We start from the raw sequence: 24,937 nt of genomic DNA on the forward strand, positions 1-24,937 counted from the left end.
GGTCAATCCAGGACGTTCCCCCCGATCACGTTGCGGTAATCGGGGCCGTACAGGGGTTTGTCGGGGTCGAGGGCGAGATCGAAGCGCTCGGGGACCTCGGGCGAGCCGTCGCCGCGGAAGCCGAGGCAGAACAGGTAGATCGAGGCCCGGTCCGCGCCGTTCGCCGAGCAATATCGCAGCGCAAGCCCGTTCTCCTCGTAGAGACGCTTCATCGTCTGCGGCGTGAATCGCCAGAAGTCGCCGTAGCCCGAGCCGTGCATCTGCTGGATGTAGGGGACGACGATCATCACCGCGTTCCTCGCCATGGCAGCGAGGTTCGCGAAAGCTCGGCGGCAATCGAAGACGTGCTCGAGCGTGGTATGATTGAAGACAAGATCGAAGCGGCCGAGGAGATCGGGCGGCAGCGGGGCCTCGAGATCGAGGAACACCTCGCCTTCCGTGCGTTGCAGGCCCTTGCCGTCGTCGAAGTTCGTCGTCTTGTACTCGCTCGCGGAGCAGAAGTAGTCGCGGTAGAAGCCGCCCTCCTTGTCCTCGTCGGTCCAAGCGCTCACATTGACCACGGCGCCGCGGAACAGGGGGGCGAAGCGTCGGATTTCGCCATTCGACCACGAACGCGGCCTGCGAAAACGCAACCAAGCCGGATCTGGGTTGTCGGACATGGCAAAAATCCTATCCGGTTGGGAGACGATCGCTCCTAGCAGACCTGCGGCCAAGACGCTAAAGAGTTCGATGCGGCGCCCGAGGAGCGCCTTCGTCTAGCACATGCCGCCCGCCGAACAAGGGAATTGATGCGTGCCGCGACTGAGCGTCGTCATGAGCGTCTATGGTGACGTCCGCTTCCTCGACGAAGCCGTCGAGAGCGTTCTCGCCCAGACTTTCGACGACTTCGAACTCGTCGTCGTCGACGACGGCTCCGAGGATCCCGCTCCCGTCGCGTCCCTCGCGAAACGCGATGCGCGGGTCCGCACCGTCGCCAACGATCGCAATCTGGGGCTCGCCCGCTCGTTGAACCGGGGCGTCGCCCTCGCGCGGGCGCCGATCATCGCGCGGATGGATGCGGACGACATCTGCCATCCGAGCCGTCTCGAAGCCCTGTGCCGCGCGCTCGACGAAGACCCCGCGCTCACGGTCGTCGGCAGCCGCTTCGTCACGACGAACGAGGCCGGCGAGGACCAGGAGAGCATCGCCATGCCCCGCACGCATCCCGACGTCGTGTGGGCGAGCCTGTTCTTCAACCCGTTCTGCCACTCCGCCATCGCTTTCCGCCGCGACGCGTTCGAAGCCGTCGGCGGCTACGACCCGGCTTTCGAGGCCTCGCAGGACTACGACCTGTGGGTACGCATGCTGGCGTCGGGGCGAGGGGGGAACCTGGACGAGCCTCTTCTCCGCTTCCGCCTCAACCCGCGCGGCATCTCCGCCCTGAAAGCGGAGCGCCAACGGATGTTCGCGGGTCGTGCGCGCCTGCGCACGTGGGCGGCGCTCGGAATCGAGCCGCCGACCGACATCGCGTCCCTCGCGATCCTCGCCTCCGGCTTCCGATTGATGCCGATCGAGCGGCACCTGTCCGAACTCGATCTGTACCTTTCGATCTACGAGGATGTCCGACCGAGGCTCGCCGCGGCGTTCCCGTCTCTGCGCGCCGAGGAGGTGGACGACATCGGCATGCGGCTGCGCGCGGAGGCGCGGCACTACCTCACTCTGGTCGATCCTGCCCTCGATGGCGCGCGCGCGGTGGCCGCCCGCTGCGACGAAATCGCGCGCGCGCTCGGATCCGAGCCCGAGCTTCCTCCGGAAGAGCCAAGGCCTCCCAAGGGCTTCTGATACCGATCGGGTCCGCGTCCATGCCCTGCCGGTTCGCCGCGGCGAAAGAGGCGCCGCACCACGCGCGTCGCGTCGCGCGGCCTCGCTTGACCCCAAACGGATTGAGAAATAAGCATCCCGAGAACGCCGACGCGTCCGGAGCCGCTGGGTACAATGACCAGTTATTTGATTACTGGTGGAGCTGGTTTCATCGGCTCTCACCTGTGCGAGACGCTCTTGCGGAACGGACACGCCGTCCGTGTGCTGGACGATCTCAGTAGCGGCAAGACGGCGAATCTCCCGCAATCCGCCGATCTCGTTGTCGGCGACATCCGCGATCGCTCGGCCGTGCGCGCGGCGATGGCGGGGGTCGACGGGTGCTTCCACCTCGCTGCCGTCGCCTCCGTGACGCGGAGCGTCGAGGAGCCGGCCCTCACGGCGGGCGTCAACATCCAGGGCACGGTGGAGGTCTTCGCGGCGGCGCTCGAGGTCGGCGTCCCCGTGGTCTACGCCTCCTCGGCCGCCGTCTACGGTCGTTCCGGCGAGCCCGGCGCGCCCTTGGCGGAGGACGCGGCCCCCCAGCCGCTCTCCCCCTATGCCACCGAGAAGCTCGCGAACGAGCATTACGCGCGCGCGCTCGGCGAGACCCGCGGCCTCAGGAGCTTCGGCTTGCGCTTCTTCAACGTCTACGGCCCGCGTCAGGACCCAAGTTCCCCCTATTCGGGCGTGATCTCGATCTTCAAGGATCGCGCCGCGGCGGGGGTGGCGATCACGATCCTCGGAGACGGCGAGCAGACGCGCGATTTCGTGCACGTCTCGGACGTCGTCTCCTTTCTGGATGCCGCGATGGCGCGGGCGTGCGCGTCGGCTCCGGTCGCCAACGTGGCGACGGGGCGTGCGGTCACGGTCCGGCATCTCGCCGAGACGATCGCGCGCCGCAGCGGCGTGGACATCGTTCACGCGCCGGCGCGAGGCGGCGACGTGCGCCATTCCTGCGGCGCGACGAAAACGGCGGAACGCCTTCTGGGGACGAAAGCCGCCATTTCCCTCGAGAATGGGCTCGATACGCTATGACGACGCGGCGTCCTCGTGTGATGGTGGTGATCGGCACGCTGGAAGTCGGCGGGGCCGAGATGGATCTCGTGCGCAACCTCCCCGCGATCGACCGCGAGAAGTTCGAGGTCGTCGTCTACACCTTCACGGCGCCCGGCCCGCTCGCAGCCACGATGGAGGCGGCGGGCATCCCGGTGCATCACGGCGTCGCGCGGCGTCCGGGGGCAGTGGCGGAACGGCTCGAGCGCGAGGCCGCCACGGACGCCTCGGATTCAGACGCCGCGCCGCCCCCGAGCCGAGGGTTCCTGTATCGTACGGCGCGCTCGATCGTGCATCGCCTCCTCTGCCGGGCGCCGAAAGACGTCGTCTCGCTTTATTGGAAAGCCCGGAATCGCCTCGCGCTCGGCAAGGAATTCATGAAGGTGATCGCGCCGATGGCGCGCTTCATCCGGCAGCATCGGATCGACGTCGTCCATTGCATTCTGCCGAACGCCTATTTCTACGGCACCATCGCGGCGCTGCTGTCGGGGCGCACGAACATCGTCATGAGCCGCCTGTCCTTGAACCATTACCAGAAGACGATGCCCTTCTACTTCACCGCCGAGCGCAGATTCCTGCATCGGTTCGTGAAGGTCGCGGTCGGGAACGCGAAATCCGTCCTCGACGACCTCGTCGAGGAGGGTATTCCCGAGCGCAAGCTCTTCCTGCTCTACAACGGCATCGTCGTCGACGGGTATCGACCCTCGGCCGAGCGACGCGCGCGGGCGCGGGAGATGCTCGGCCTCGCCCCGGAGACGCTCGTCGTCACGGCCGTCGGAAACCTGCATCCGTACAAGGGGCACGCCGATCTGATCGCGGCCGTGGCGCGCATCGCGGACGACCTGCCGAGCCCGTGGCGGCTCCTCATCGCGGGAAGCGATCGGGCCGGGCACGAAGCGGTGCTGCGGCGCATGATCTCCGAACTCGCCCTCGAGGAGCGCGTGATGCTGCTCGGCCATCGCGACGACGTGCCGGAGATCCTCGCCGCCGCCGACATCCACGCGATGCCTTCCCACGAGGAGGGCCTGCCGAATTCGATCATCGAGGCGATGGCGTCCGGGCTGCCGATCGTGGCGAGCCGTGTCGGCGGGATACCGGAGCTCGTCGTCGAGGGCGAGAACGGCCTCCTCGTCGAGCCTCGCGATCCTGACGGCCTGTCCGCGGCGCTTCTCGCGCTCGCGCGCGACCCCGATCGTCGTGCACGCATCGGCGCTGCGAACGAAGCGCGCGTGCGCGCCCATTTCTCGCTCGAAAGAAGCGTCGCGCGGTACGAGGAGCTCTACGAGAGCCTCACGAAGCGGGCCGGCCGGCCGATCCTTCTGCGATCCTTCGGTAAAGCGCAGCGTAGCGCCGCCTGACGGACTCGATCCCGAAGCGTTCGGCGATCGCGCGCTGCGCATCCGCGTGGCCGGCCGGGTCGACGAGTGCGGTCTCGAGCGCGCGCACGCAGCCTGCCGCGTCGCCGGCGTCGAAGAGGTGCGATTCGGGCAAGCCGATGAGGGGGACGTCGCCGACGCGGCTCGCCACGACGGGCTTCCCCATGGCGGCCGCCTCGATCACCGTCATCGGAAAGGCCTCGCCGAAGGACGGCAGGACGATCGCGTCGCACGCCGCGTAAACGCGCTCGATGTCCGGCTGGGCTTCGAGGAGGGTCGCGTGCTCCAGAAGACCCGCCGCGGCGAGGCGCTCGCGCAACCTCGGCGCCGTGCACGAGCGGCCGACGAAGACGAGGTGGAGCGTCTCTCGCAGCCGAGCGTCCGCGGCGACCGCGTCGACCAGGAATTCGTGCCCCTTGCCCGCTTCGAACCGCGCCACCATGCCGAGCACGCGGCGCCCTGGAGCAGGCGCGATCCGCGGGTCCGGCAGCGCGGCTGCGGGCGAGAAGCGAGCGAGATCCACCCCGTTCGGCACGACGATGCCGCGTTCTGACGCGTAGCCCTGCGCCTCGTGCAGTCGCCGCGCGGCCTGCGAGACGTACACGATCGCGCTCGGGACGATCCGCGACAGGACGGCGCAGCCGCGGTTCACGAGCCGTGTCGTCGCCTTCGCCTCGCCGGGAACGAGATGGGTGTTGTGGATCGACCAGACGATCCGCGCGCCGGATCCGAGGGCGAGCACGGATGCGAGATTGGCATGATACATCCATGCGTGCACGACCCGAGGCCGCACCTGCCGGACGATCCTCCGAACGTGACGCACCAGCGCCGGATCGAGCCGCCCGCGCCGGCTCGGGCCGGCATGGAAGCGCTCTTCGTCGACGCGGAAGAACGGCTCGGCCGCCATCATCGTGCAGACGTGGTGGTCGATCTCGTCCCCGCCGTCGCGCACGAGGTTCGCCAGCATCGCCTCGGCGCCGCCTTGCTCCAGGCTGGTCACGAGGTGGAGGACGCGGATCGGCTCGCTCATGGTGCCGCGCGCGCCTCTCCGGGCCGGGGAGCGCCGACCGGCACTGCCGCCGGCCGAATCTTCTCGTAGGCGGAGAGGAGGCGCTCCGTCACGACCGCACTGGTGAACCCCTCGAGGATGCGCGCGCGCCCCCGCTCGCCCATGCGCCGACGCAGATCCTCGGAGGCGACGAGACGCTCGAGCGCTCGGGCGAGGGCCTCGGGATCCTCCGGCGGCACCACGAAGCCTTCGATCCCGTCGCGTATCACGTGACGGCAACCGGGCACGTCGGTGACGACGAGCGGCTTGCCGCAGGCCGCCGCTTCGAGAACGCTGCGCGGCATGCCCTCTCGGCTTCGAGCGGCGAGAACGGCGATGTCGCATGCATTCCAAGCGCGCGCGGCGTCGTCCGTCCGACCGTGCCAGACGACGCCCTCGCCGGCGCAGATGGCGTTCAGCACGCCCTCGTCGAGCGCCTCCGGATTGCCGGGGTCGATGTCGCCGTAGAGGTGCAGTTCCACCGCCAGGCCGCGGGCGCGCAGGAGCGCATGAGCCTCGGCGAGGACGTCGATCCCCTTGGAGCGGATCATGCGGGCGAGGCAGCCGATCACGATCGGTCCGTCGGCACGGCGCGAGGTCGGGCGGTATTCCTCCGGGTCGATGCCCGCGCCCGGCAAGAGCCGCGCTTCGGAGAGCGGCAGCCCCGCGCGTGCGAGGTCGGCGAGATCGTCCTCGTTCTCCGCGAGCGCGATCCAAGGCCGCTTTCGCATCGCCATGCGAACCGCGCCCATCGAGATCCGGCGTGCGAGGCGGATGCGGGGCGCGTCGGAGATGAAGAGGTGGCCGAGACCCGTGAAATGAAACGCGAGCGGGCGCCCGGGCAGCATCAAGGCCGCGAGCGAGCCGATGACGATCGGCTTCATCGCGACGAGGTGCAGCGCCTCGAGGCGACGCTCGCGTGCGATCGCCGCGAGCCGCCGCGCCGTCGCGAGCTGGTCCGCGACGCCGAGCGAGCGACGCCCCCAATCGAGATCGACGACCTCCACCCCCAAGGCGGCGAGCTCGCGGCTGCGCTCCGACAGACGCGCGATCACGGTCGTCTGGCGCGCCACCGAGCCGAGCGCGGCGATCAGCGGTTTGAAATGCGAGAGCGCGAACCAGTCCTCCGTGATGCACAGCCCGATCCGCTCGAAACGGCGGGTCGTGCCCGCGGGGCCGCGCTCCATGTCTCAGCTCCCCCCGAGCTCGCGCCGAGCACCGCCGCGAAGGGAGACCACGTTCGCCGAAGGCCGCTCCGCCTCCGGGACCGCGCGCGGCGCGACGAGCTGCAGCTCGCCCCTGACGGCGTCGTCGCGACCGTCTCGCGCGGCCTGTTCGAGACGCTCCAGCAAGGCGGTGATCGTCGCGAGATCCATCAGGCGAGCCGTTGCGACGAAGACGCCGTCCGCGCCGGACGGAACGGTGGTCTCGTCCTTTTCGAAGAGTTCCTCGAACAGCTTTTCGCCCGGGCGCAGACCCGTATAGACGATCGGGATGTCGATCTCCGGCCGCTTCCCCGACAAGGCGATCATCGTCCGCGCGAGATCGACGATGCGCACCGGCTCGCCCATGTCGAGGACGGAGATGCGACCGCGCTGATGCGGGCTCGAAACGCCGCCGGCGGCCGCCTGGAGAACGAGCTCGACGGCCTCGCCGACGGTCATGAAATAGCGGCGCATCTCGGGATCCGTCACCGTGACGGGACCGCCGGTCTCGATCTGGCGCCTGAACAGCGGCACCACGGAGCCGGTCGAGCCCAGCACGTTCCCGAAGCGGACCGTCACGAAGCGCGTGCGCACGCCCGACACGTCGAGCGCCTGACAATAGGCCTCCGCCGCACGCTTGGTCGCGCCCATCACGCTGGTCGGCCGGATGGCCTTGTCGGTCGAGATCAGCACGACGGCGTCGACGCCGGTCGCCACGGCGGCGTCCGCGACGTTGCGCGTCCCGATGACGTTCGTCATCGCCCCCTCGCAGGGATTGGCCTCGACGAGCGGCACGTGCTTCAAGGCCGCCGCATGGAAGACGAGGGCCGGTCGCTCCGCGGCGAGGAGCCGCTCGATGCGGGATCTCTCGCGAACGTCGCCGATGACCGCGCGTCTGGGGAGATCGGGAGCCTCCTCGGCAAGCGCGCGATCGATGCGATAGAGCGCGTATTCGGAGCTGTCCACGAGCACGAGACGCGCCGGCGCGAGGCGGGCGATCTGCAGGACGAGTTCGGAGCCGATCGAGCCGCCGGCGCCCGTGACGAGGACATGCCGCCCGGCGATCATCGCGCGGATGTTCTCGAGATCGAGCCGAACCGGCGGGCGCCCGAGCAGGTCCTCCAGCGTCAGCGCGGCGAGGTCCGGATCGTCGTCGGTCAGAGGCTTGGGGGCGACGCGCCGCAGCGGGAGACCCAGCCGCGCCGCGCTCGCCAGGAGATTCTGCATCCGCTCCCGATCGGCCGTCGGCGCGGCGAAGATCGCGGCGTCGATGGTCACGCCGGCCCGTGCGAGCCGCGCGACGATGTCCTCGAGCTCGGAGACGTCCCCGACGATCGGCACGCCGCGCACGTTGCGCCCGCGCTTCTGCGAGGTGTAGTCGATGATCCCCCGCACCCGATACCGGCGGGATCCCTCCAGACCATAGGTGCGGATGACGCGGTCGGCTTCGCTCGCGCTGCCCACGATCAGCACGTTCTCGCACCCGTCGGGATGGAGGTCGCGCGGGCGGACATGGGCGAGGCCCCCGTCCTTCAAGGCGCGATAGACGAGCCGCGGCGCGCCAACGAGGACGATCATCACGAACCAGGCGATCACCGGCGAGGTGCGCGGAAAGCCCTCGAGGCGGTTGACCAGGAAGAGCAGCGCCATGAAGGCGACGACGGTGACCGTCGCCGCAAGCACGATCGCGCGCAGATCGGTGATCGACGCGAACCGCCACATGCCGCGGCCGAGCCCGAACGCCCTGAAGACGATGGCGGCGATCGCCATGAACCCGAAGACCCAGGTCGCGATCACCTCGGTCTGCGGCAATTCCTCCACGCCGTAACGCGCGACGAGCGCCACGAGCAGCGCGAGCCCGGCCATCAGCGTGTCGTGCGCGCTCGCGAGGAGACGCTTCCAGGAGAAGAGCGAGCGGATGACGGGCATGCGACACGGTTTCGTTGGGCATCGCGCGGCTGCGCGGCGGATCATCCGCTATCACGTGAGGGGAGGAGAGGCAATTTTCGGCGGGCGAGGGGATCGCCCGCGCTCATCGTCTCGCATCGGCCATGGCGGCGATCAGCTCCGGACCGAGCCCGATCCGCCAGTGGAGCGGGTCCCACCACAGCGTGTCGTCCCGTCAGATCGTCTGATTGTAGGCCCCCACCTCCGCGTTCTCCCGCAACACCCCGTCGAGGCTCGCGAACATCGCCCGCATGCGCGCCTCCGAGACCGGGCTCTCGACCACGACGACGAGCTCGGGCTTGTTGGAGGAGGCGCGCACGAGGCCCCAGGTGCCGTCCTCGAGCGTGACGCGCACGCCGTTGACGGTGACGACGTCGACGATGGCCGCGTCGGCGAGGGGCGCGCCTGCGGCCCGGAGCGCCTCGATGCGCGCGGTGACCCGGGCGACGACGTCGTATTTCACCTCGTCGGCGCATTTCGGGGACATCGTCGGCGTGCCCCAGGTCTTCGGGACCGCCGCGTAGAGGTCGCTCATCGTGCGCGCGGGATTGCGGTCGAGCATCTCGAGGATCGCGATCGCGGTGAGGAGCCCGTCGTCGTAGCCCCGGCCGATCGGCGGGCCGAAGAAGAAATGCCCAGACTTCTCGAAACCCGCGAGCGCGGACAGCTCTGCCACCCGTGCCTTGATGTAGCTGTGGCCGGTCTTCCAATAGTCGGTCGTGGCGCCGAGGCGCTGCAGCTCCGGGTCCGAGGCGAACAGGCCCGTCGACTTCACGTCGACGACGAACCGCGCGTTCGGGTGGCGCGCCGCGAGGTCGCGGGCGAGCATCACGCCGATCTTGTCGGCGAAGATCTCGGCGCCCGCCTCGTCGACGACGCCGCAGCGATCCCCGTCCCCGTCGAAGCCGAGCCCGAGATCGGCACCCGTCCTGCGCACCTCGTCCGCGAGCGCGTGGAGCATTTCCAGGTCTTCCGGGTTGGGGTTGTAGCGCGGGAAGGTGTGGTCGAGATCGCAATCGAGCGGGATCACCTCGACCCCGAGCCGCTCGAGCAGACGCGGGGCGAAGGCGCCGGCCGTGCCGTTGCCGCAGGCGGCGACCACCTTCAGCTTCCGAGAGAGCGAGCGACCGCGCGCGAGATCCTCGAGATAGGTCTCTCCGAAGCCGTCCACGTACTCGTAGGCGCCGCCCGCTCGCGCGCGGCCCTCCCCGGCGAGCACGATCTCCTTGAGCCGGCTCATCTGGGCGGGGCCGAAGGTGAGCGGGCGGGCCATGCCCATCTTCACGCCCGTCCAGCCATTGTCGTTGTGCGAGGCGGTGACCATCGCGACGCAGGGGCAATCGAGCGCGAACTGGCCGAAATAGGCCATCGGCGAGAGCGCGAGGCCGATATCCACCACCTCCATCCCGCCCGCCATCAGGCCCGCGACCAAAGCGAGCTTGATCGAGGCCGAATAGGCGCGGAAATCGTGGCCTACCACGATCCGCGGGGCGACCCCCGCCTCGTGGACGAGGGTCGCAAGCCCGAGCCCGAGCGCCTGCACGCCCATCAGGTTCAGCTCCGAGCCGAACAGCCAGCGCGCGTCGTATTCGCGAAAACCGGTCGGCTTGACGAGCGGCAGCGTCTCGTAGGCGAGCGTGTTCGGCGCGAGCGCCGCGTGGGGCTTGGGGAGCATCGTGCGTCTCGGCTTCTCGTCGGACACGTCCTCGGAGCCGGACCCGACCTCGATCGGCTCGAACGGGATCTTGCCGGAATTGCCGTCGCGGTGGAAGGCGCCGGGCGCGACGAAGGTCGACCCCGGGAAGGGATGCGCGGCATCCGAACGCGCGGCGAGCGCCCGCTCCGCGCGTTCGCTCAGCCGCCGCGGCGCGCGGCGAGGTTCTTCGAGACGATCGCCACGATGATGAGGAGGAAGGCGGCGAGCCGCAGGAGATAGACCCAGCTCTGCTCCTCGCGCGGAAGGCCGAAGAGCGCCACGATCGCGTGGTTCGCCGCGAGCAGCCAGAAGGCGGCGGCGAAGGCGAGGAAGAGGCGGTCGCGGCTGCGGCTCCAGAATCGTGCGAAGAACAGCCCGACGACGAAGAAGCCCATGCTGATCAGGCCGGCGGTGAAATCGAACATCGCGCGCTCCGCCTATTCGCTTTCCCAGATGAGCCCGAACAGCAAGACCCCCGCCGCGGCGAGCGCCGCGAGATGGCGCAGCGCGACGAGACCGAAGCCGGGCAGGACGATCAGGTCGACGACGACGAGGAGATTGTTGAGCGCCAGGAATCCGAAGGCGACGGCGCTCCACAGGAGGAGCCGCGTCCTGTTCTCGAGATAGCTGCGCATCAGGAGCCAGGCGCAGACGGCGCTGGTGGCGAGGCAGAGCAGGTAGACGATCTCGAGCAGCATCAATCGCGCCTCAGCTTGAACGCGTCCGAGAAGGTCTGGAGCTTGTCCCCCGGAGCCGAGTGGATCGCGCGGATCACGCTGCTCGGCTTCTGCGCGTAGATGGTCTCCAGCTTGGCCGCCAGCAGATCGAGGAGCGGCGCGCTCGGCGCGTATTGCAGCCTGTCGCCGTCCACCGCGATCAGCCCGGCTTCGAGGAGGCCCGTGGCGCCCTGCGACACCACCGATTCGCTGCCGCGCAGCTCGCGCACCAGCTCGTCCGGCCCCCAGCTGCGATGGCTGTTCCGCCTCAGATACAGGAGCATCTCCAGCATCCAGACGGACTTGATCGAGCTCTGGATAAAGGAATGCAGGTCCTCGTCGATGATCAACGCTCCGCCGTCGGCTGCCCGAAAACGGGCGGAAACTATCCCACAGCGGCAGTCTGTGCAATCGACGCAGCCGAATAAATTCTTGGTGACTCAACGGAACTAACGCTCCGCCGATGCGTTTTCCAAGGCCCGATTGCGTGCTCGGGCGCTCGTGAGTAGAGCCGCGATCGCGGCGACGTGTGTTCGAGGGGGCGACATGCAACAGGCCGCGACTGCAGCGCAGCAGCTTGACCCCAAGCTGCTGCTCAAGACCCTGCGCGCTTTTCGCCGGGGCGACTTCACGGCACGCCTGCCCCTCGACCTGACCGGGATCGACGGCGAGATCGCCGAGGCCTTCAACGATATCGCCGAGCTCAATCAGGGCCTCTCGCGCGAGCTCGACCGCGTCGCCCGCGCGGTGGGCAAGGAGGGACGCATCGGCGATCGCGGCCGGCTCGCGTCGGCGACGGGGTGCTGGAACGAGTGCATCGAGTCCGTCAATGCCATGATCGGCGATCTCGTCCAGCCGACGACGGAGGTCGCGCGCGTGATCGGCGCCGTCGCCAAGGGCGACCTCTCCCAGACGATGCAGCTCGAAATCGAGGGGCGCCCGCTGCGCGGCGAGTTCCTGCGCATCGGCAAGGTGGTCAACACCATGGTCGGGCAGCTCGGCTCCTTCGCCTCGGAGGTGACGCGCGTCGCCCGCGAGGTGGGCTCGGACGGCAAGCTCGGCGGCCAGGCGCAGGTCAAGGGCGTCGCCGGCACCTGGAAGGACCTTACCGACAACGTCAACCTGATGGCCGAGAACCTGACGGGTCAGGTCCGCAACATCGCCGAGGTGACGACGGCCGTCGCGAAGGGCGATCTGTCGAAGAAGATCACGGTGGACGTCAAGGGCGAGATCCTCGACCTCAAGACGACCATCAACACCATGGTCGACCAGCTCAATTCCTTCGCCGGCGAGGTGACCCGCGTCGCCCGCGAGGTCGGCACCGAGGGCAAGCTCGGCGGCCAGGCTCAGGTCAAGGGCGTCGCCGGCATCTGGAAGGATCTCACCGACAACGTGAACATGATGGCGGAGAACCTGACCTCCCAGGTCCGCAACATCGCCGAGGTGACGACCGCGGTCGCGCGCGGCGACCTCTCGAAGAAGATCACGGTGGACGTGAAGGGCGAGATCCTGGAGCTGAAATCGACCATCAACACCATGGTCGACCAGCTCAATTCCTTCGCCTCGGAAGTGACCCGCGTCGCCCGCGAGGTCGGCACGGAAGGCAAGCTCGGCGGCCAGGCGGACGTGCAGGGCGTCGGCGGCACCTGGAAGGACCTCACCGACAACGTCAACATGATGGCCGCCAACCTCACCGGCCAGGTCCGCAACATCGCCGAGGTCACCACCGCGGTCGCGAACGGCGACCTCTCGAAGAAGATCACGGTCGATGTCCGCGGGGAGATCCTCGAGCTGAAATCGACGATCAACACCATGGTCGATCAGCTCAATTCCTTTGCCGGCGAAGTGACGCGCGTAGCCAAGGAAGTGGGCTCGGAGGGCAAGCTCGGCGGCCAGGCCCAGGTCAAGGGCGTCGCGGGCACCTGGAAGGACCTCACCGACAACGTCAACCTCATGGCCGAGAACCTCACCTCGCAGGTGCGCAACATCGCCGAGGTGACGACGGCGGTGGCGCGCGGCGACCTGTCGAAGAAGATCACGGTCGACGTGCGCGGCGAGATCCTCGAGCTGAAATCGACGATCAACACGACGGTCGACCAGCTCAATTCCTTCGCCGGGGAGGTGACCCGCGTCGCCCGCGAGGTGGGATCGGAAGGCAAGCTCGGCGGCCAGGCGCGGGTCGAAGGCGTCGCCGGCACCTGGAAGGACCTCACCGACAACGTCAACCTGATGGCCGAGAACCTGACCGGCCAGGTCCGCAACATCGCCGAGGTGACGACGGCGGTCGCGCGCGGCGACCTGTCGAAGAAGATCACGGTCGACGTGAAGGGCGAGATCCTCGACCTGAAGACGACCATCAACACCATGGTCGACCAGCTCAATTCCTTCGCCTCGGAAGTCACCCGCGTCGCCCGCGAGGTCGGCACCGAGGGCAAGCTCGGCGGACAGGCCGAGGTGCGGGGCGTCGGCGGCACCTGGAAGGACCTCACCGACAACGTGAACATGATGGCCGCCAACCTGACGGGCCAGGTGCGCAACATCGCGGAGGTGACGACCGCCGTCGCGAACGGAGATCTCTCGAAGACCATCACGGTCGAGGTCGAGGGCGAGATCCTCGAGCTCAAGAACACCATCAACACGATGGTCGACCAGCTCAATTCCTTCGCCTCGGAAGTCACCCGCGTCGCGCGCGAAGTCGGCATCGAAGGCAAGCTCGGCGGTCAGGCGCAGGTGAAGGGCGTCGGCGGCACCTGGAAGGACCTCACCGACAACGTGAACATGATGGCCGCGAACCTCACCGGTCAGGTCCGCAACATCGCCGAGGTCACGACCGCGGTGGCGAACGGCGACCTGTCGAAGAAGATCACGGTGGATGTCCGCGGGGAGATCCTCGAGCTCAAATCGACCATCAACACCATGGTCGATCAGCTCAATTCCTTTGCCGGCGAAGTGACCCGCGTCGCCAAGGAAGTCGGCTCGGAGGGCAAGCTCGGCGGCCAGGCCCAGGTGAAGGGCGTCGCGGGCACCTGGAAGGACCTCACCGACAACGTGAACATGATGGCGGCCAATCTCACGGGCCAGGTGCGCGGCATCGCGAGCGTCGTGACCGCTGTCGCCGACGGCGACCTGAAGCGCAAGCTGACGCTGGACGCCAAGGGCGAGATCGCCGCGCTCGCCGACACGATCAACGGCATGATCGACACGCTCGCGATCTTCGCCGACCAGGTGACCAACGTCGCGCGCGAGGTGGGCGTCGAGGGCAAGCTCGGCGGACAGGCGCGCGTGCCCGGCGCCGCCGGCCTGTGGCGCGACCTCACCGACAACGTCAACCAGCTCGCGGCGAACCTCACCACGCAGGTGCGCGCCATCGCCGAGGTCGCCACCGCGGTGACGAAGGGCGATCTCACGCGGTCGATCGCCGTCGAGGCCTCCGGCGAGGTCGCCTCGTTGAAGGACAACATCAACGAGATGATCCGCAACCTGCGCGACACGACGCTCAAGAACGCCGAGCAGGATTGGCTGAAGACGAACCTCGCCAAGTTCACCCGCATGCTGCAGGGCGAGCGCGATCTCGTCACGGTCTCGAACCTGATCCTGTCCGAGATCGCGCCGCTCGTGAACGCGCAGCGCGGCGTCTTCTACGTCATGGACGAGGAGGACGGCGAGCCGGTCCTCGATCTCGTGGCGAGCTACGCCTTCACCGAGCGCAAGAGCCTGTCGAGCAGCTTCCGGCTGCGTCAGGGCCTCGTCGGCCAGTGCGCCTTCGATAAGAAGCGCATCCTCCTCACCAACGTGCCGCACGATTACATCACGATCCGCTCGGCGCTCGGGGAGGCGCCGCCGCTCAACATCGTCGTCCTGCCCGTTTTGTTCGAGCAGGAGGTCAAGGCGGTGATCGAGCTCGCCTCCTTCAGCCGGTTCAGCGAGACCTTCCTGTCCTTCCTCGACCAGCTCACGGAATCGATCGGCATCGTGCTGAACACGATCGCCGCCAACATGCGCACCGAGGGCCTCCTGAAGCAGTCGCAGCTCCTCACGAGCGAGCTGCAGAGCCAGCAGGAGGAGCTCAAGAAGACCAACGACCGCCTCGAACAGCAGGCCGCGAGCCTCAGGCAGTCGGAGGAATTGCTGCGCACGCAGCAGGATCGGCTCCAGCAGACGAACGAGGAGCTCGAGGAGAAGGCGAGCCTGCTCGAGATCCAGAAGCGCGAGGTCGAGACGAAGAACCGCGAGGTGCTCGTCGCCAAGTCGGCCCTCGAGGAGAAGGCCGAGCAGCTCGCGCTGACCTCGCGCTACAAGTCGCAATTCCTCGCCAATATGAGCCACGAGCTGCGCACGCCGCTCAACAGCCTCCTGATCCTCTCGAAACTCCTCGCCGACAACCCGGATCGCAACCTCACCGACAAGCAGCGCGAATTCGCCAAGACGATCCACGCGGCCGGCAGCGACCTCCTCGCGCTCATCAACGAGATCCTCGATCTGTCGAAGATCGAATCCGGGACCGTCTCCGTCGAGATCGGCGAGGTTCCCTTCGAGCGGCTCGCTCAGGACCTCGAACGCACCTTCCGCCAGGTCGCCGACGAGCGCCGGCTCGCCTTCGAGATCGAGATCGACGGCTCCCTGCCGAAGGCCTTCCGCACGGACTACAAGCGCCTCCAGCAGATCCTGCGCAACCTCCTCTCGAACGCCTTCAAGTTCACGGAAGCCGGCCGGGTGCGGGTCGGGGTGGGGCGCGCGGAGAGCATGCCCCTGCGCTCGGGCTCTGATTGGCTCGCCTTCCAGGTGTCCGATACGGGGATCGGCATTCCCCTCGAGAAGCAGCGCATCGTCTTCGAGGCCTTCCAGCAGGCGGACGGGACGACGAGCCGCAAATACGGCGGCACCGGGCTCGGGCTCGCCATCAGCCGCGAGATCGCACGCCTTCTCGGCGGCGAGATCGTCGTCGCGAGCGCCGCCGGGGAGGGCTCGACCTTCACGCTCCTCCTGCCGATGGAGCCGCCCGCCGCCGCCCAGGCGGCGATGCGCGGCGCCGGCTCCGAGCCGGAGGGCACGCTCCTCGGACGGGCGCCCTCGGTCGCGATGTCGGTCGTCAACGCGCTCGACGATCGCAGCAGCATCCTGCCGGGCGACCATGTCGTGCTGATCATCGAGGACGACGCGATGTTCGCCTCCGTCCTGCTCGAGCTCGCGCGCGAGCGCGGCTTCAAGGGCCTCGTGGCGAACGACGGCGCGAGCGCGCTCGCGCTCGCCTACCGCTACAGCCCGCACGCGATCACCCTCGACATCGGGCTTCCGGACATGGACGGCTGGGCGCTCCTCGATCTCCTCAAGCACGATCCGCGCACGCGCCACGTGCCGATCCACGTCATCTCCGTCGACGAGCAGCGCAAGCGCGGCCTCAAGGCGGGCGCCTTCGGCTTCCTCGAGAAGCCCGTCGACCGCGAGGAGCTGCTCGACGCGCTCAACCGCACCAAGGACTACATCGACAGCCCCATGCGCATGCTGCTCCTCGTCGAGGACGACGACACGCAGCGGCAGACGCTGAGCACCCTTCTCAGCGGCGAGGGCGTCGACGTGTTCGCCGTCGGCACGGCCAAGGCCGCGCTCGAGGCCATCGAGGCGCGCCGCTTCGATTGCGCCGTCGTCGACCTCAACCTCCCCGACATGCCGGGCGCCGACCTGATCGAAGCGATCAGGGCCACCCGGACGGGCGCCACCCTGCCGATCATCGTCTGCACGGGGCGCGACCTCACCGCCGCGGAGCGCGCGCGGCTCGACGATCTCGCCTCGACGATCATCGTCAAGGGCGCGGAGACCTCCGAGCAATTGCTGAGCGACACGGACCGCTTCCTCCACCGCGCCATCGCGGCGGTGCCGCCGGAGAGCCGCATCGTCGTCGAGCGGCCCTCGAGCTCGGCGCTCGCCGGGCGTCGCGTGCTCATCGTGGACGACGACATGCGCAACATCTTCTCGCTGACCGGCGCCCTCGAACAGCACGGGATGGAGGTGAGCTTCGCCGAGAACGGCCAGGACGCGCTCGATCTCCTCGCGGCCGGCCCGGCGCCGGACGCCGTCCTCGTCGACATCATGATGCCGGGCATGGACGGCTACGCGACCATGCGGGCGATCCGCGAGATGCCGGATCTCGCCGCCCTGCCGCTCATCGCGGTCACCGCCAAGGCCATGGTCGGCGACCGCGAGCTGTGTCTCGAGGCGGGGGCGAGCGATTACGTCTCCAAGCCCGTCGACATCGACCGCCTGCTCGCCGTCCTCAGGGTGCAGATGTCGAAGCCGGCGACCGGACGCCCCGCGCCGCGCAACGGTTCGGCGCAGGACGCGGCGAGCCCGGAAGCGGGCGAGAGCGGGGTCCGCCCTTCATGAGCACGCATCCCGCGACGACGGACGCGTCCCAGGACGCGCCGATCCCGGCGAAGATCCTCATCGCCGACGACGACCAGCGCAACCTGCTCGCGGCCGAGGAGATCCTGCGCGAGCCGGGCATCGAGATCGTGCTCGCGCGCTCGGGCGCGGAGGTGCTGCGGCACGTGCTCACCGAGGATTTCGCGGCGATCCTGCTCGACGTGCAGATGCCGGGCATGGACGGCTACGAGGTCGCCTCGATGGTGCGCGCGCGGCCGCGCTCCTCGTGCATCCCGATCATCTTCCTCACCGCCTACAACAAGGACGACATCCACGTCTTCCGCGGCTATTCCGCCGGCGCGGTGGATTACGTCTTCAAGCCGATCGAGCCGTTGATCATCAAGTCGAAGGTCGGCGTGTTCGTCGAGCTCTACCGCAAGGGCGAGGAGATCCGCCGCCAGGCCGAGCACGAGCGCGCCCTGCTCCTCGAGAATCTGCGCGTGCGCAGCGAGAAGCTCGAGGCCGAGCGGCGGCTGCGTCGGCGCGAGGAGCAGCAGTCGCGGGTGCTCGAGAACCTGCCGATCGCCCTCTACACCTCGACCTCGGAGGGAGCGGACCGGCGCCTGGGCTTCGTCAACCCGAACGTCGAGCGGATCACCGGATACCCTCCCGCGCGCTTCGAGGAGGAGGGTTTCTGGGCGCAGCGCCTGCACCCGGACGATCGCGAGCGGGTGCTGCGCGCGCTCGCCGAGCTGCCGCGGCAGGGTCTCGCGACGCTCGAATATCGCTGGCGCTGCGCGGACGAATCCTATCGCGACATCATCGACCAATGCGTCCACGCGGACGGCCCCGCCGACGCTCCCGCGGGGATGGGGCTCTGGTTCGACGAGACCGATCGCAAGCGCCTCGAACAGCAGCTCCTGCACGCGAGCAAGCTCGAGGCGGTGGGCCGCCTCACGGGAGGGATCGCGCACGACTTCAACAACATGCTCGCCGTCGTCGTGGGCAGCCTCGACCTGCTGCGGCGCAAGCCGGGCGACGAGAAGGCGCAGAAGCGGATCACGCTCGCGATGGAAGCGGCGACCCGCTGCGCCAATCTGACGAAGCGGCTGATGCTGTTCTCGCGGCGCCAGCACCTCGAATCGACGCTCCTCGACCCGAGCGCCCTCGCCCGCGGGCTCGTCGACATGCTCCAGCGGACGATCGGCGACAATGTCGAACTCGGCATCGCCGCCCCCGACGCGATCTGGCCCGTTCTCGTCGACCGCGCCCAGCTCGAGGCCGCGTTGATGAACCTCGCGGTCAATGCGCGCGACGCGATGCAAGGGGGCGGGACCCTGACGATCGCGCTCCACAACCTCGCGGCCGACGCGCCGCGCCCGGACGGGGCGCCTGCGGGCGAGTGCGTGGAGATCGCCGTCTCCGACACCGGCTCAGGGATCCCCGCCGCCCTCCTCGACCGCGTCTTCGAGCCCTTCTTCACCACCAAGGAGGCGGGTCGGGGAACGGGGCTCGGCCTGTCGATGATCTACGGCTTCATCAAGCAGTCGGGCGGTCACGTCGCGATCGAGAGCGTCGAGGGTCGCGGCACGACCGTGCGCATCCTGCTGCCGCGGGGCGACGGCGAGGTCGAAGCCGGCTCGGCCCGGCCGGACGCCCTCGTCGAGCCGATCGCCGAGACGGCCCGCGTGCTCGTGGTGGAGGACGACGAGGACGTGCGCCAGATCGCGGTGGCGGAGCTCTCCGAGATCGGCCTGTCCACCTGCGAGGCCCGCGACGCCGCGCACGCGATCGACCTGCTCGCGTCGGGCGAGGAGGTCGATCTCGTGTTCAGCGACGTCAGCATGCCCGGCGAGATGACCGGCATCGACCTCGCCCGCGAGGTGGGACGGCGCTGGCCGGACCTGCCGGTGCTCCTCACCTCGGGCTACGCCGCCGCCGAGACGGTCGAGGGGCACGCCGACGTGCTCCAGAAGCCGTATCGGCTCGGCGACCTGCGCGATCGGGTGGCCGCCCTCATCGCCGAGCGGCGGGCGGCGCAGAGCCCGCGCCGCCGCCGCGCGGGGGCGTGAGCGGCGCGCGACGAGCGCGCTCCCCCCGAGCGTCCGCGCGCCTCGTCATTCCGCCGCAAGGCGTTCGGGCGACGGGCGTTCGGGGGACGGGGTTGGGGCTCGCGCCATCCCGAGACGGGGTGCGCGCCCCCCGGCGGCGCCGGCCCCTCCGCTCTGCGCTCGCGGCGCAGATAGGTGTGGTAGAGCGCGGGCACGCCGATCAGGGTGAGCACCGAGGCGAAGCCGAGGCCGGCCATGATCGTCACCGCCATCGACGCGAAGAAGCCGTCCCACAGAAGCGGCGCCATGCCGAGGATGGTCGTCGCGGCAGCCAGCGTCACCGGACGCAGGCGCGAGACGGACGCCGCGACGATCGCGTCCGATTGCGGCAGCGCCTCCTCCGCCTTCAGACGGTCGATCTCCTCGACGAGGACGATCGCGTTCTTGATGAGCATGCCCGAGAGGCTGAGAAGGCCGAGCAGCGCCGTGAAGCTGAAGGGCAGGCCCGTGACGAGAAGCCCGATCGCGGCGCCCGTCACCGCCATCGGCACGATCGTCCAGATGACGGCCGTCTGGCGGAGCTTGCCGAACAGGAGCACAGTGATCAGCAGCATGGTGCCGAAGGCGAGCGGCATCTGGCGCGCGAGGCTCGCCTGCGCCTGCGAGGCGCTCTCGAACTCGCCGCCCCATTCCATGCGATAGCCCGGCGGCAGCGCGAGCGCCTCGATCCCCGCCCGCACCTCGGCGAAGGCTTGCGGCGCGAGCACGCCGGGGATCGCGAAGGCCTGGACGGAGAGCGTCGGCACGCGGTCGCGGCGATGGACGAGCGTGTCGCGCGCCACCACCTCGAACCCGTCGACCACCTGCGCGAGCGGCACGAAATCGCCCGCCGCCGGCGCCCAGACGAGCCGATCGAGCAGCGCGCCGTCGCCCGCGACCTCGTCTCGCCGCGGGGTGCGCACGAGGATCGGGATCTGCCGGTCGCGCTCGCGCACCCGTCCCGCCTCGACGCCGTCGGTCGCGAGTGCGATCGTCTGCGCGACGGCCGCCCGGTCGATGCCGAGCGCCTGGGCGCGGTCGCCCGCATGGACGGGCCGGGTGACGAGCTCGCGTTCGCGCCAATCGCTGCGGATCAGCGCGAGCGACGCGCCGTCGCGGACGAGCACGCTCTTGGCCTCCTCCGCGATGGCGCGCAGGACGTCCGGGTCCGGGCCGGAGAAGCGGATCTCGACGTCCGCGCTCGTCGGCGGGCCGTAGATGATCTCCTGCACGCGCGTCTCCGCCCAGGGCAGAGCGTCCTCCGCGAAAGCGGAGAGCGCCGCGCGCAAGGGGGGGATCGCCTCGCGCGAGGCGGCGCGCACGATCAGCTGGCCGAAGGACGGGTCGGGTTGCGCGGGATCGTAGGTGAGGAGGAAGCGGCTCGTGCCGCGCCCGGCGCTCGTCGTGACGGCGACGACGTCCTCGCGGGCGATGAGCCAATCCTCGAGGATTTCGAGATCGCGCAGCGTCGCCGCGATGGGTGTTCCTTGAGCGGCCTTGTAGTTCACGTAGAAGAGCGGCGTGTCGGCGGGCGGGAAGAATTGCTGCTTCACCCCGCCGAAGGCCGCGAATCCCGCCGCCGTGCAGCCGAGGAGGCCGAAGATCGCGAGCCGGCGCCAGCGCAAAGTGCCGCGCACGAGCCCGGCATAGGTCCGGAAGACGGCGCCCTCGTACACCGCCCCCTCGTCTGCACCGCCGACTGGGAAGAGCCGCGCGGCAAGCAGCGGCGCGACCGTGACGGCGAGCAGCCAGGAGAGCATCAGCGAGATCGCGATCACCGCGAAGAGCGAGAACATGAACTCGCCCGACGCGTCCGGAGACAGGCCGATGCCGGCGAACGCCATGATGCCGATCACGGTCGCGCCCAGAAGCGGCACCTGCGTGCGGCGCGCGACCTCCGCCGCCGCATCCGCCGCGCGGCGACCTTTTCGCATCTCGACCTGCATGCCCTCCGCGATCACGATCGCGTTGTCGACGAGCATGCCCATGGCGATGATCAGCGCGCCGAGCGAGATGCGCTCGACCTTGATGTCGAACAAGGCCATGAAGGCGAAGGTCGCGGTGACCGTCATCAGGAGCGTGCCGCCCACCACGATCGCCGCGCGCCAGCCCATGAAGAGCGCGAGCACGCCGACGACGACGCCGACGGACAGAGCGAGGCTCAGGAGAAAGTCGGAATTCGCCTCGTCGACGACGCGGTGCTGCTCGTAGACCGGGTGGATCTCGACGCCGACCGGCAGAAGCGGCGCGATCTCGGCGAGCCGCGCCTCGACCCGGGCGCCGACATCGACGATGTTCGCCGAGGTGAGCCCCGCGATGGCCAGCGTGAAGGCCTCGACGCCGTCGTGGCGGATCACGTGTTCGGGCCGCTCGACGCGCCCGCGCGAGATCGCGGCGAGGTCGACGAGGTTGAGCGCGCGCCCCTCGAAGCCGAAGGCGAGATCGGAGAGCCCCGCGACGTCGTCCTGCGCGCGCGGGCGGTCGATGCGCACCTCGCGCACGCCGTCTCCCGTCGCGCCCGTCGGATCGACCGCGCTCGCGGCGGCGATGGCGCCGAGGATCACGTCCGGCGGCACGCCGAGATTGGCGAGCGCGCGCGAGGAGGGCTCGACGAAGATCGCCTCCTCGGGCAGCCCCCCGAGCTCGGCATTGGCGACGCCCGCCACGGCGAGCATCTCGCGGCGCAGGAAGCTCGCGACCTCGTGGATCTCCGCATCGGAGAAGCCGGGCGCGGTCACCGCGTAGAGGAGGCCGAAGACGTCGCCGAAGGCGTCGTCGACGATCGGCGCGCGGGCGCCGTCCGGCAGGCGCGGGATCGCGTCCGCGACGCGCCGGCGCAGATGGTCGAAGACCTGCGGCAGCTCGCTGCCGTCGTAGGTGTCCTTGATCGTGACCGTGATCACGGAGAGGCCGGGCGTGTTGCGGGAGACGACGAAATCGATCTCGTCGAGCCTCTGGATCGCGCTCTCGAGGGGTTCGGACACCTCGCGCGCCACCTCGTCGGCGGTGGCGCCCGGATAGGCGGTGATCACGAGGGCGGTCTTCAGCGTAAAGACCGGGTCCTCGAGCTTGCCGACCGAGAGATAGCCGGCGGCGCCGCCGACGAGGCAGAACAGAGCGAGGAGCCAGGTGTAGAGCGGCCGCTCGACGGCGAGGCGTGCGATGCTCATCCTCAGCGCTCCTCGACCACGAGCCCGGTCCAGCGGCGAACCGCCTGCCCGTCGCTCACCCGATGCGCGCCCGCCGCGACGATCTCGACGCCGGGCTCGACGCCCTCGACGAGAAAGCCCGTGCCGGTCTTCGAGCGTACGGTCACGGGCCGGCGGCGCGCGATCGCGGGCTCCTCGCCTTCGAGGACGAAGAGCGCCGCGTCGCGATTGGGCCCGGAGACGAGCGCGCTCGCGGGCACCGCGATCCCCGGCGCGTCGGCGGGCACGCTCGCGACGACGCTCGCGGAGGCGCCCGGCACGAGACGCGGATCGCGGGCGACGGCGTCGGGCAGAGCGAGGGTGACCGTGAAGGTCTGGCCGATCCGGTCCGCTTCCGCGCGGATCTCGACCAGGGTCAGCGGAACGGGCGCGACGACGCCCGGAAGCTCGGCCACGAAGCGGGCGCGCGCGACGTCGCCGATCTCGGTCAGCAGCCGCTCGGGCAATTCGAAGACGACGTCGACGCGCGACATGTCGTGCAATCGGAGAACGGCCTGTCCAGGCTCGACGAAGGCGAAGGCCGGCGCCAGGCGCGCGGCGACGAGGGCGTCGAAGGGGGCGGCGAGCCGCGCATGGCCGAGCGCCTCGCGGGCCTCCTCGAGCGCGAGCGCGGCGAGGTCGCGGGCGGTCGCGGCATCGTCGGCGCGGGCGCGGGAGGCGGCGTCGCGCTCGGCGAGCGTCGCGGCGCGGGAGAAGTCGCGCTCGGCCTGGGCGAGGGCGAGCTCGGCGCGGGCGACGGCGCGTTCGAAGGGGGCGGCGTCGAGCTCCGCGAGCGGCGTTCCGGCAGCAAGCCGCGCGCCCTGCGGCGCGTCGAGCGACACGAGCCGTCCGCCGACCTCGAAGGCGAGGTCGAGCGTGTCGCGTGCGGCGATGCGGCCGAAGAAGCGGCGGGTCGCCTGCGCCGCCGGGGGCTCCAGGACGAGCGTGCGCACGGCGGCGGGCGGGGGTTCGGCGGCGATGGTCGGCGGCGCTGCGAGCGAGAGCGCGAGCGCGAGGCCCGCAACGGCCGCCGCAGCGGCGGGAAAACCCTGCCTGTCTTGTCGCATCGCCCTTGGCGTCATGGCGCCCATCCCCTATCTTGCGAGGAAAACCAGCCCCTACCGATCGGTAGGGAGGCTACCGGTCGGCAGGGAGGTAGAGCCGCTGATGAACGCGTCAAGCGGGACGAGCGACGGAAATTTCGATCGGCGTGCCGAGATCGTCCGGGTCGCGACGGCCCTGTTCCTGGAGAAGGGCTACGCCGCGGCGTCCCTGAGCCGGATCGCCGAGGAGGTCGGCATCCGCAAAGCGAGCCTCTACCATCATTTCCCGAGCAAGGAGGCGCTGTTCGTCGCGTGCGCGACCGACGGCTTCGAGGAGGCGGTGGTGGCGCTCGCGGCGATCCGCGAAGACCCGTCGCTCACCGACGAAGAGCGCCTGCGCCGGGCGATCGCGCAGCTCTACGTGATCAATGTCGATTCCAACACGGGCCGCATGTCGCCGCTGATCGCCGAAGTCTCGCTCCGCTTCCCCGAGGTCGCGCGCGCCTTCCGCAAGGAATTCATCGAGCGCCAGCACGCGATCCTGATGGAGATCCTCGATCGCGGCGTCGCGCGCGGTTCCTTCGCCGCGCACGACCGGCTCGGGGTCGAGCACGTGATCTTCGGCCCCGTCGTCAATCTCTGCTTGTCGCGGCAGATGTTCGCGCCCTGCGAGGATCTCGAGGATTGGCTGCCGGTCGAGCGCATCCGCGACAGCCATTGCGACATGGTCCTGCGGCTGGTGCGCGCCGGGTGAGCGGAAACGCGCTGGACGTCCCTTAGGTCAGTCCCCGAGCCGCGCCTTCAGCGCCCGCGCCGCGCCGGCGGCCTCCGCCTCGGTCAGGATGTCGAGGCCGAGGATCTCGAGGCTGCGGATGCCGTGCATGGCGAGGAAGGCGGCGGTGGCGAAATCGGGGTCGTCGGCATTGGCGCGGATCGCGTCGAGAAAGGCGCGCTCGCTGCGGCGGATCGGGTCGAGGATGCTCGGATTCTCGATGAGCGCCGCGACGAGCCCGCAGCTCGGCGGCGCCTTGGCGATGCGCTCGGCCATGAAGGCGTCGAGATAGGCGGCGATCACGCCGTCGGGACGTCGGCTCGCCTCCTCGGGGCGCAGAGCCGCCTCGAAGCGGGCGAGATAGAGCTCGACGAGCCCCTCCATCAGCTTGGCCTTGTTGGGGAAGTGGTACAGGAGCCCGCCCTTGGAGACGCCGGCGCGCGCCGCGACCGCCTCGAGCGAGAGGCTCGCGGGCCCCGTTTCCTGTGCGAGCGCTTCGGCCGCGGAAAGGATGCGATCGCGCGTGTCGGGCGCAGGGCCGGCCGTGCGTCGTTCGTTCGTCATGGGAACGCTCCTTGACATCGGCGCCCTGAGGGTGCACTTC

Annotated in this window: 16 protein-coding genes and 1 pseudogene; 6 read left to right on the plus strand and 11 right to left on the minus strand. The window is 69.6% G+C overall.

Annotation, left to right across the window (positions count from 1 at the left end; genetic code table 11):
* Positions 1–2: 2 nt before the first annotated feature.
* Complete coding sequence (locus ACK4UM_RS12490) at positions 3–713, minus strand: hypothetical protein (RefSeq protein WP_409799348.1); 711 nt, start codon at positions 711–713, stop codon at positions 3–5.
* 79 nt (positions 714–792) lie between these two features.
* Between ACK4UM_RS12490 and ACK4UM_RS12495 the strand changes: the two genes are divergently transcribed.
* The 3 genes from ACK4UM_RS12495 (at position 793) to ACK4UM_RS12505 (ending at position 4,250) form a co-directional block, all read left to right on the plus strand.
* Positions 793–1,821 carry a glycosyltransferase gene (locus tag ACK4UM_RS12495; protein ID WP_409799351.1) on the plus strand — a complete coding sequence of 343 codons (1,029 nt, stop codon included), beginning with the start codon at positions 793–795 and terminating at the stop codon, positions 1,819–1,821.
* A 153-nt stretch (positions 1,822–1,974) separates the two neighbouring features.
* Complete coding sequence (locus ACK4UM_RS12500; RefSeq protein WP_409799354.1) at positions 1,975–2,874, plus strand: NAD-dependent epimerase/dehydratase family protein; 900 nt, start codon at positions 1,975–1,977, stop codon at positions 2,872–2,874.
* On the plus strand, positions 2,871–4,250 hold the full coding sequence (locus ACK4UM_RS12505) for a glycosyltransferase (RefSeq protein WP_409799357.1): 1,380 nt from the start codon (positions 2,871–2,873) through the stop codon (positions 4,248–4,250). The genes ACK4UM_RS12500 and ACK4UM_RS12505 overlap by 4 nt, the downstream gene beginning before the upstream one ends.
* Here the strand turns inward: ACK4UM_RS12505 and ACK4UM_RS12510 are convergent.
* From ACK4UM_RS12510 to ACK4UM_RS12540, 7 genes are all read right to left on the minus strand, one after another.
* Positions 4,183–5,298 (minus strand): glycosyltransferase, encoded by a 1,116-nt coding sequence (locus ACK4UM_RS12510; RefSeq protein WP_409799359.1) that lies wholly within the window; start codon positions 5,296–5,298, stop codon positions 4,183–4,185. The two genes, ACK4UM_RS12505 and ACK4UM_RS12510, sit on opposite strands and share 68 nt — an antisense overlap.
* Positions 5,295–6,503, minus strand: coding sequence for a glycosyltransferase family 4 protein (locus tag ACK4UM_RS12515; RefSeq protein WP_409799362.1), 1,209 nt, complete (start codon positions 6,501–6,503; stop codon positions 5,295–5,297). Before ACK4UM_RS12515 ends, ACK4UM_RS12510 begins: the two co-directional genes overlap by 4 nt.
* 3 nt (positions 6,504–6,506) lie before the next feature.
* Positions 6,507–8,450: a polysaccharide biosynthesis protein gene (locus ACK4UM_RS12520; protein ID WP_409799365.1), complete on the minus strand. Its 1,944-nt coding sequence runs from the start codon at positions 8,448–8,450 to the stop codon at positions 6,507–6,509.
* 193 nt (positions 8,451–8,643) lie between these two features.
* Positions 8,644–10,143 carry a phosphomannomutase/phosphoglucomutase gene (locus tag ACK4UM_RS12525; RefSeq protein WP_409799368.1) on the minus strand — a complete coding sequence of 500 codons (1,500 nt, stop codon included), beginning with the start codon at positions 10,141–10,143 and terminating at the stop codon, positions 8,644–8,646.
* Between the two features lie 179 nt (positions 10,144–10,322).
* Positions 10,323–10,589 (minus strand): DUF5985 family protein, encoded by a 267-nt coding sequence (locus ACK4UM_RS12530; RefSeq protein ID WP_409799371.1) that lies wholly within the window; start codon positions 10,587–10,589, stop codon positions 10,323–10,325.
* Between the two features lie 12 nt (positions 10,590–10,601).
* On the minus strand, positions 10,602–10,862 hold the full coding sequence (locus ACK4UM_RS12535; RefSeq protein WP_409799374.1) for a DUF5985 family protein: 261 nt from the start codon (positions 10,860–10,862) through the stop codon (positions 10,602–10,604).
* Positions 10,862–11,230: a hypothetical protein gene (locus ACK4UM_RS12540; RefSeq protein WP_409799376.1), complete on the minus strand. Its 369-nt coding sequence runs from the start codon at positions 11,228–11,230 to the stop codon at positions 10,862–10,864. The genes ACK4UM_RS12535 and ACK4UM_RS12540 overlap by 1 nt, the downstream gene beginning before the upstream one ends.
* Before the next feature lie 196 nt (positions 11,231–11,426).
* Between ACK4UM_RS12540 and ACK4UM_RS12545 the strand changes: the two genes are divergently transcribed.
* Both ACK4UM_RS12545 and ACK4UM_RS12550 read left to right on the plus strand, forming a co-directional pair.
* Positions 11,427–17,261: a HAMP domain-containing protein gene (locus tag ACK4UM_RS12545; RefSeq protein WP_409799379.1), complete on the plus strand. Its 5,835-nt coding sequence runs from the start codon at positions 11,427–11,429 to the stop codon at positions 17,259–17,261.
* On the plus strand, positions 17,258–19,312 hold the full coding sequence (locus tag ACK4UM_RS12550) for a response regulator (protein ID WP_409799382.1): 2,055 nt from the start codon (positions 17,258–17,260) through the stop codon (positions 19,310–19,312). Before ACK4UM_RS12545 ends, ACK4UM_RS12550 begins: the two co-directional genes overlap by 4 nt.
* A gap of 188 nt (positions 19,313–19,500) precedes the next feature.
* Here ACK4UM_RS12550 and ACK4UM_RS12555 read toward each other — a convergent pair.
* Together ACK4UM_RS12555 and ACK4UM_RS12560 are read right to left on the minus strand one after the other, a co-directional pair.
* A pseudogene (locus ACK4UM_RS12555) lies at positions 19,501–22,500 on the minus strand (efflux RND transporter permease subunit); the annotation flags it as partial.
* Positions 22,501–22,502: 2 nt separating this feature from the next.
* Complete coding sequence (locus ACK4UM_RS12560) at positions 22,503–23,585, minus strand: efflux RND transporter periplasmic adaptor subunit (protein ID WP_409799385.1); 1,083 nt, start codon at positions 23,583–23,585, stop codon at positions 22,503–22,505.
* 100 nt (positions 23,586–23,685) lie between these two features.
* On the opposite strand from ACK4UM_RS12560, the gene ACK4UM_RS12565 reads away from it, so the two are divergent.
* The gene (locus ACK4UM_RS12565; protein ID WP_409799388.1) at positions 23,686–24,315 is read left to right on the plus strand and encodes a TetR/AcrR family transcriptional regulator; all 630 of its coding nucleotides are present in this window, start codon (positions 23,686–23,688) and stop codon (positions 24,313–24,315) included.
* A 27-nt stretch (positions 24,316–24,342) separates the two neighbouring features.
* On the opposite strand, the gene ACK4UM_RS12570 is transcribed toward ACK4UM_RS12565, so the two are convergent.
* Positions 24,343–24,897, minus strand: a complete 555-nt coding sequence (locus ACK4UM_RS12570) for a TetR/AcrR family transcriptional regulator (protein WP_409799391.1) — start codon at positions 24,895–24,897, stop codon at positions 24,343–24,345.
* Positions 24,898–24,937 lie beyond the last annotated feature (40 nt).

The sequence above is a fragment of the Salinarimonas sp. genome (assembly GCF_046292825.1).
Taxonomy (GTDB): Bacteria; Pseudomonadota; Alphaproteobacteria; order Rhizobiales; family Beijerinckiaceae; genus Salinarimonas.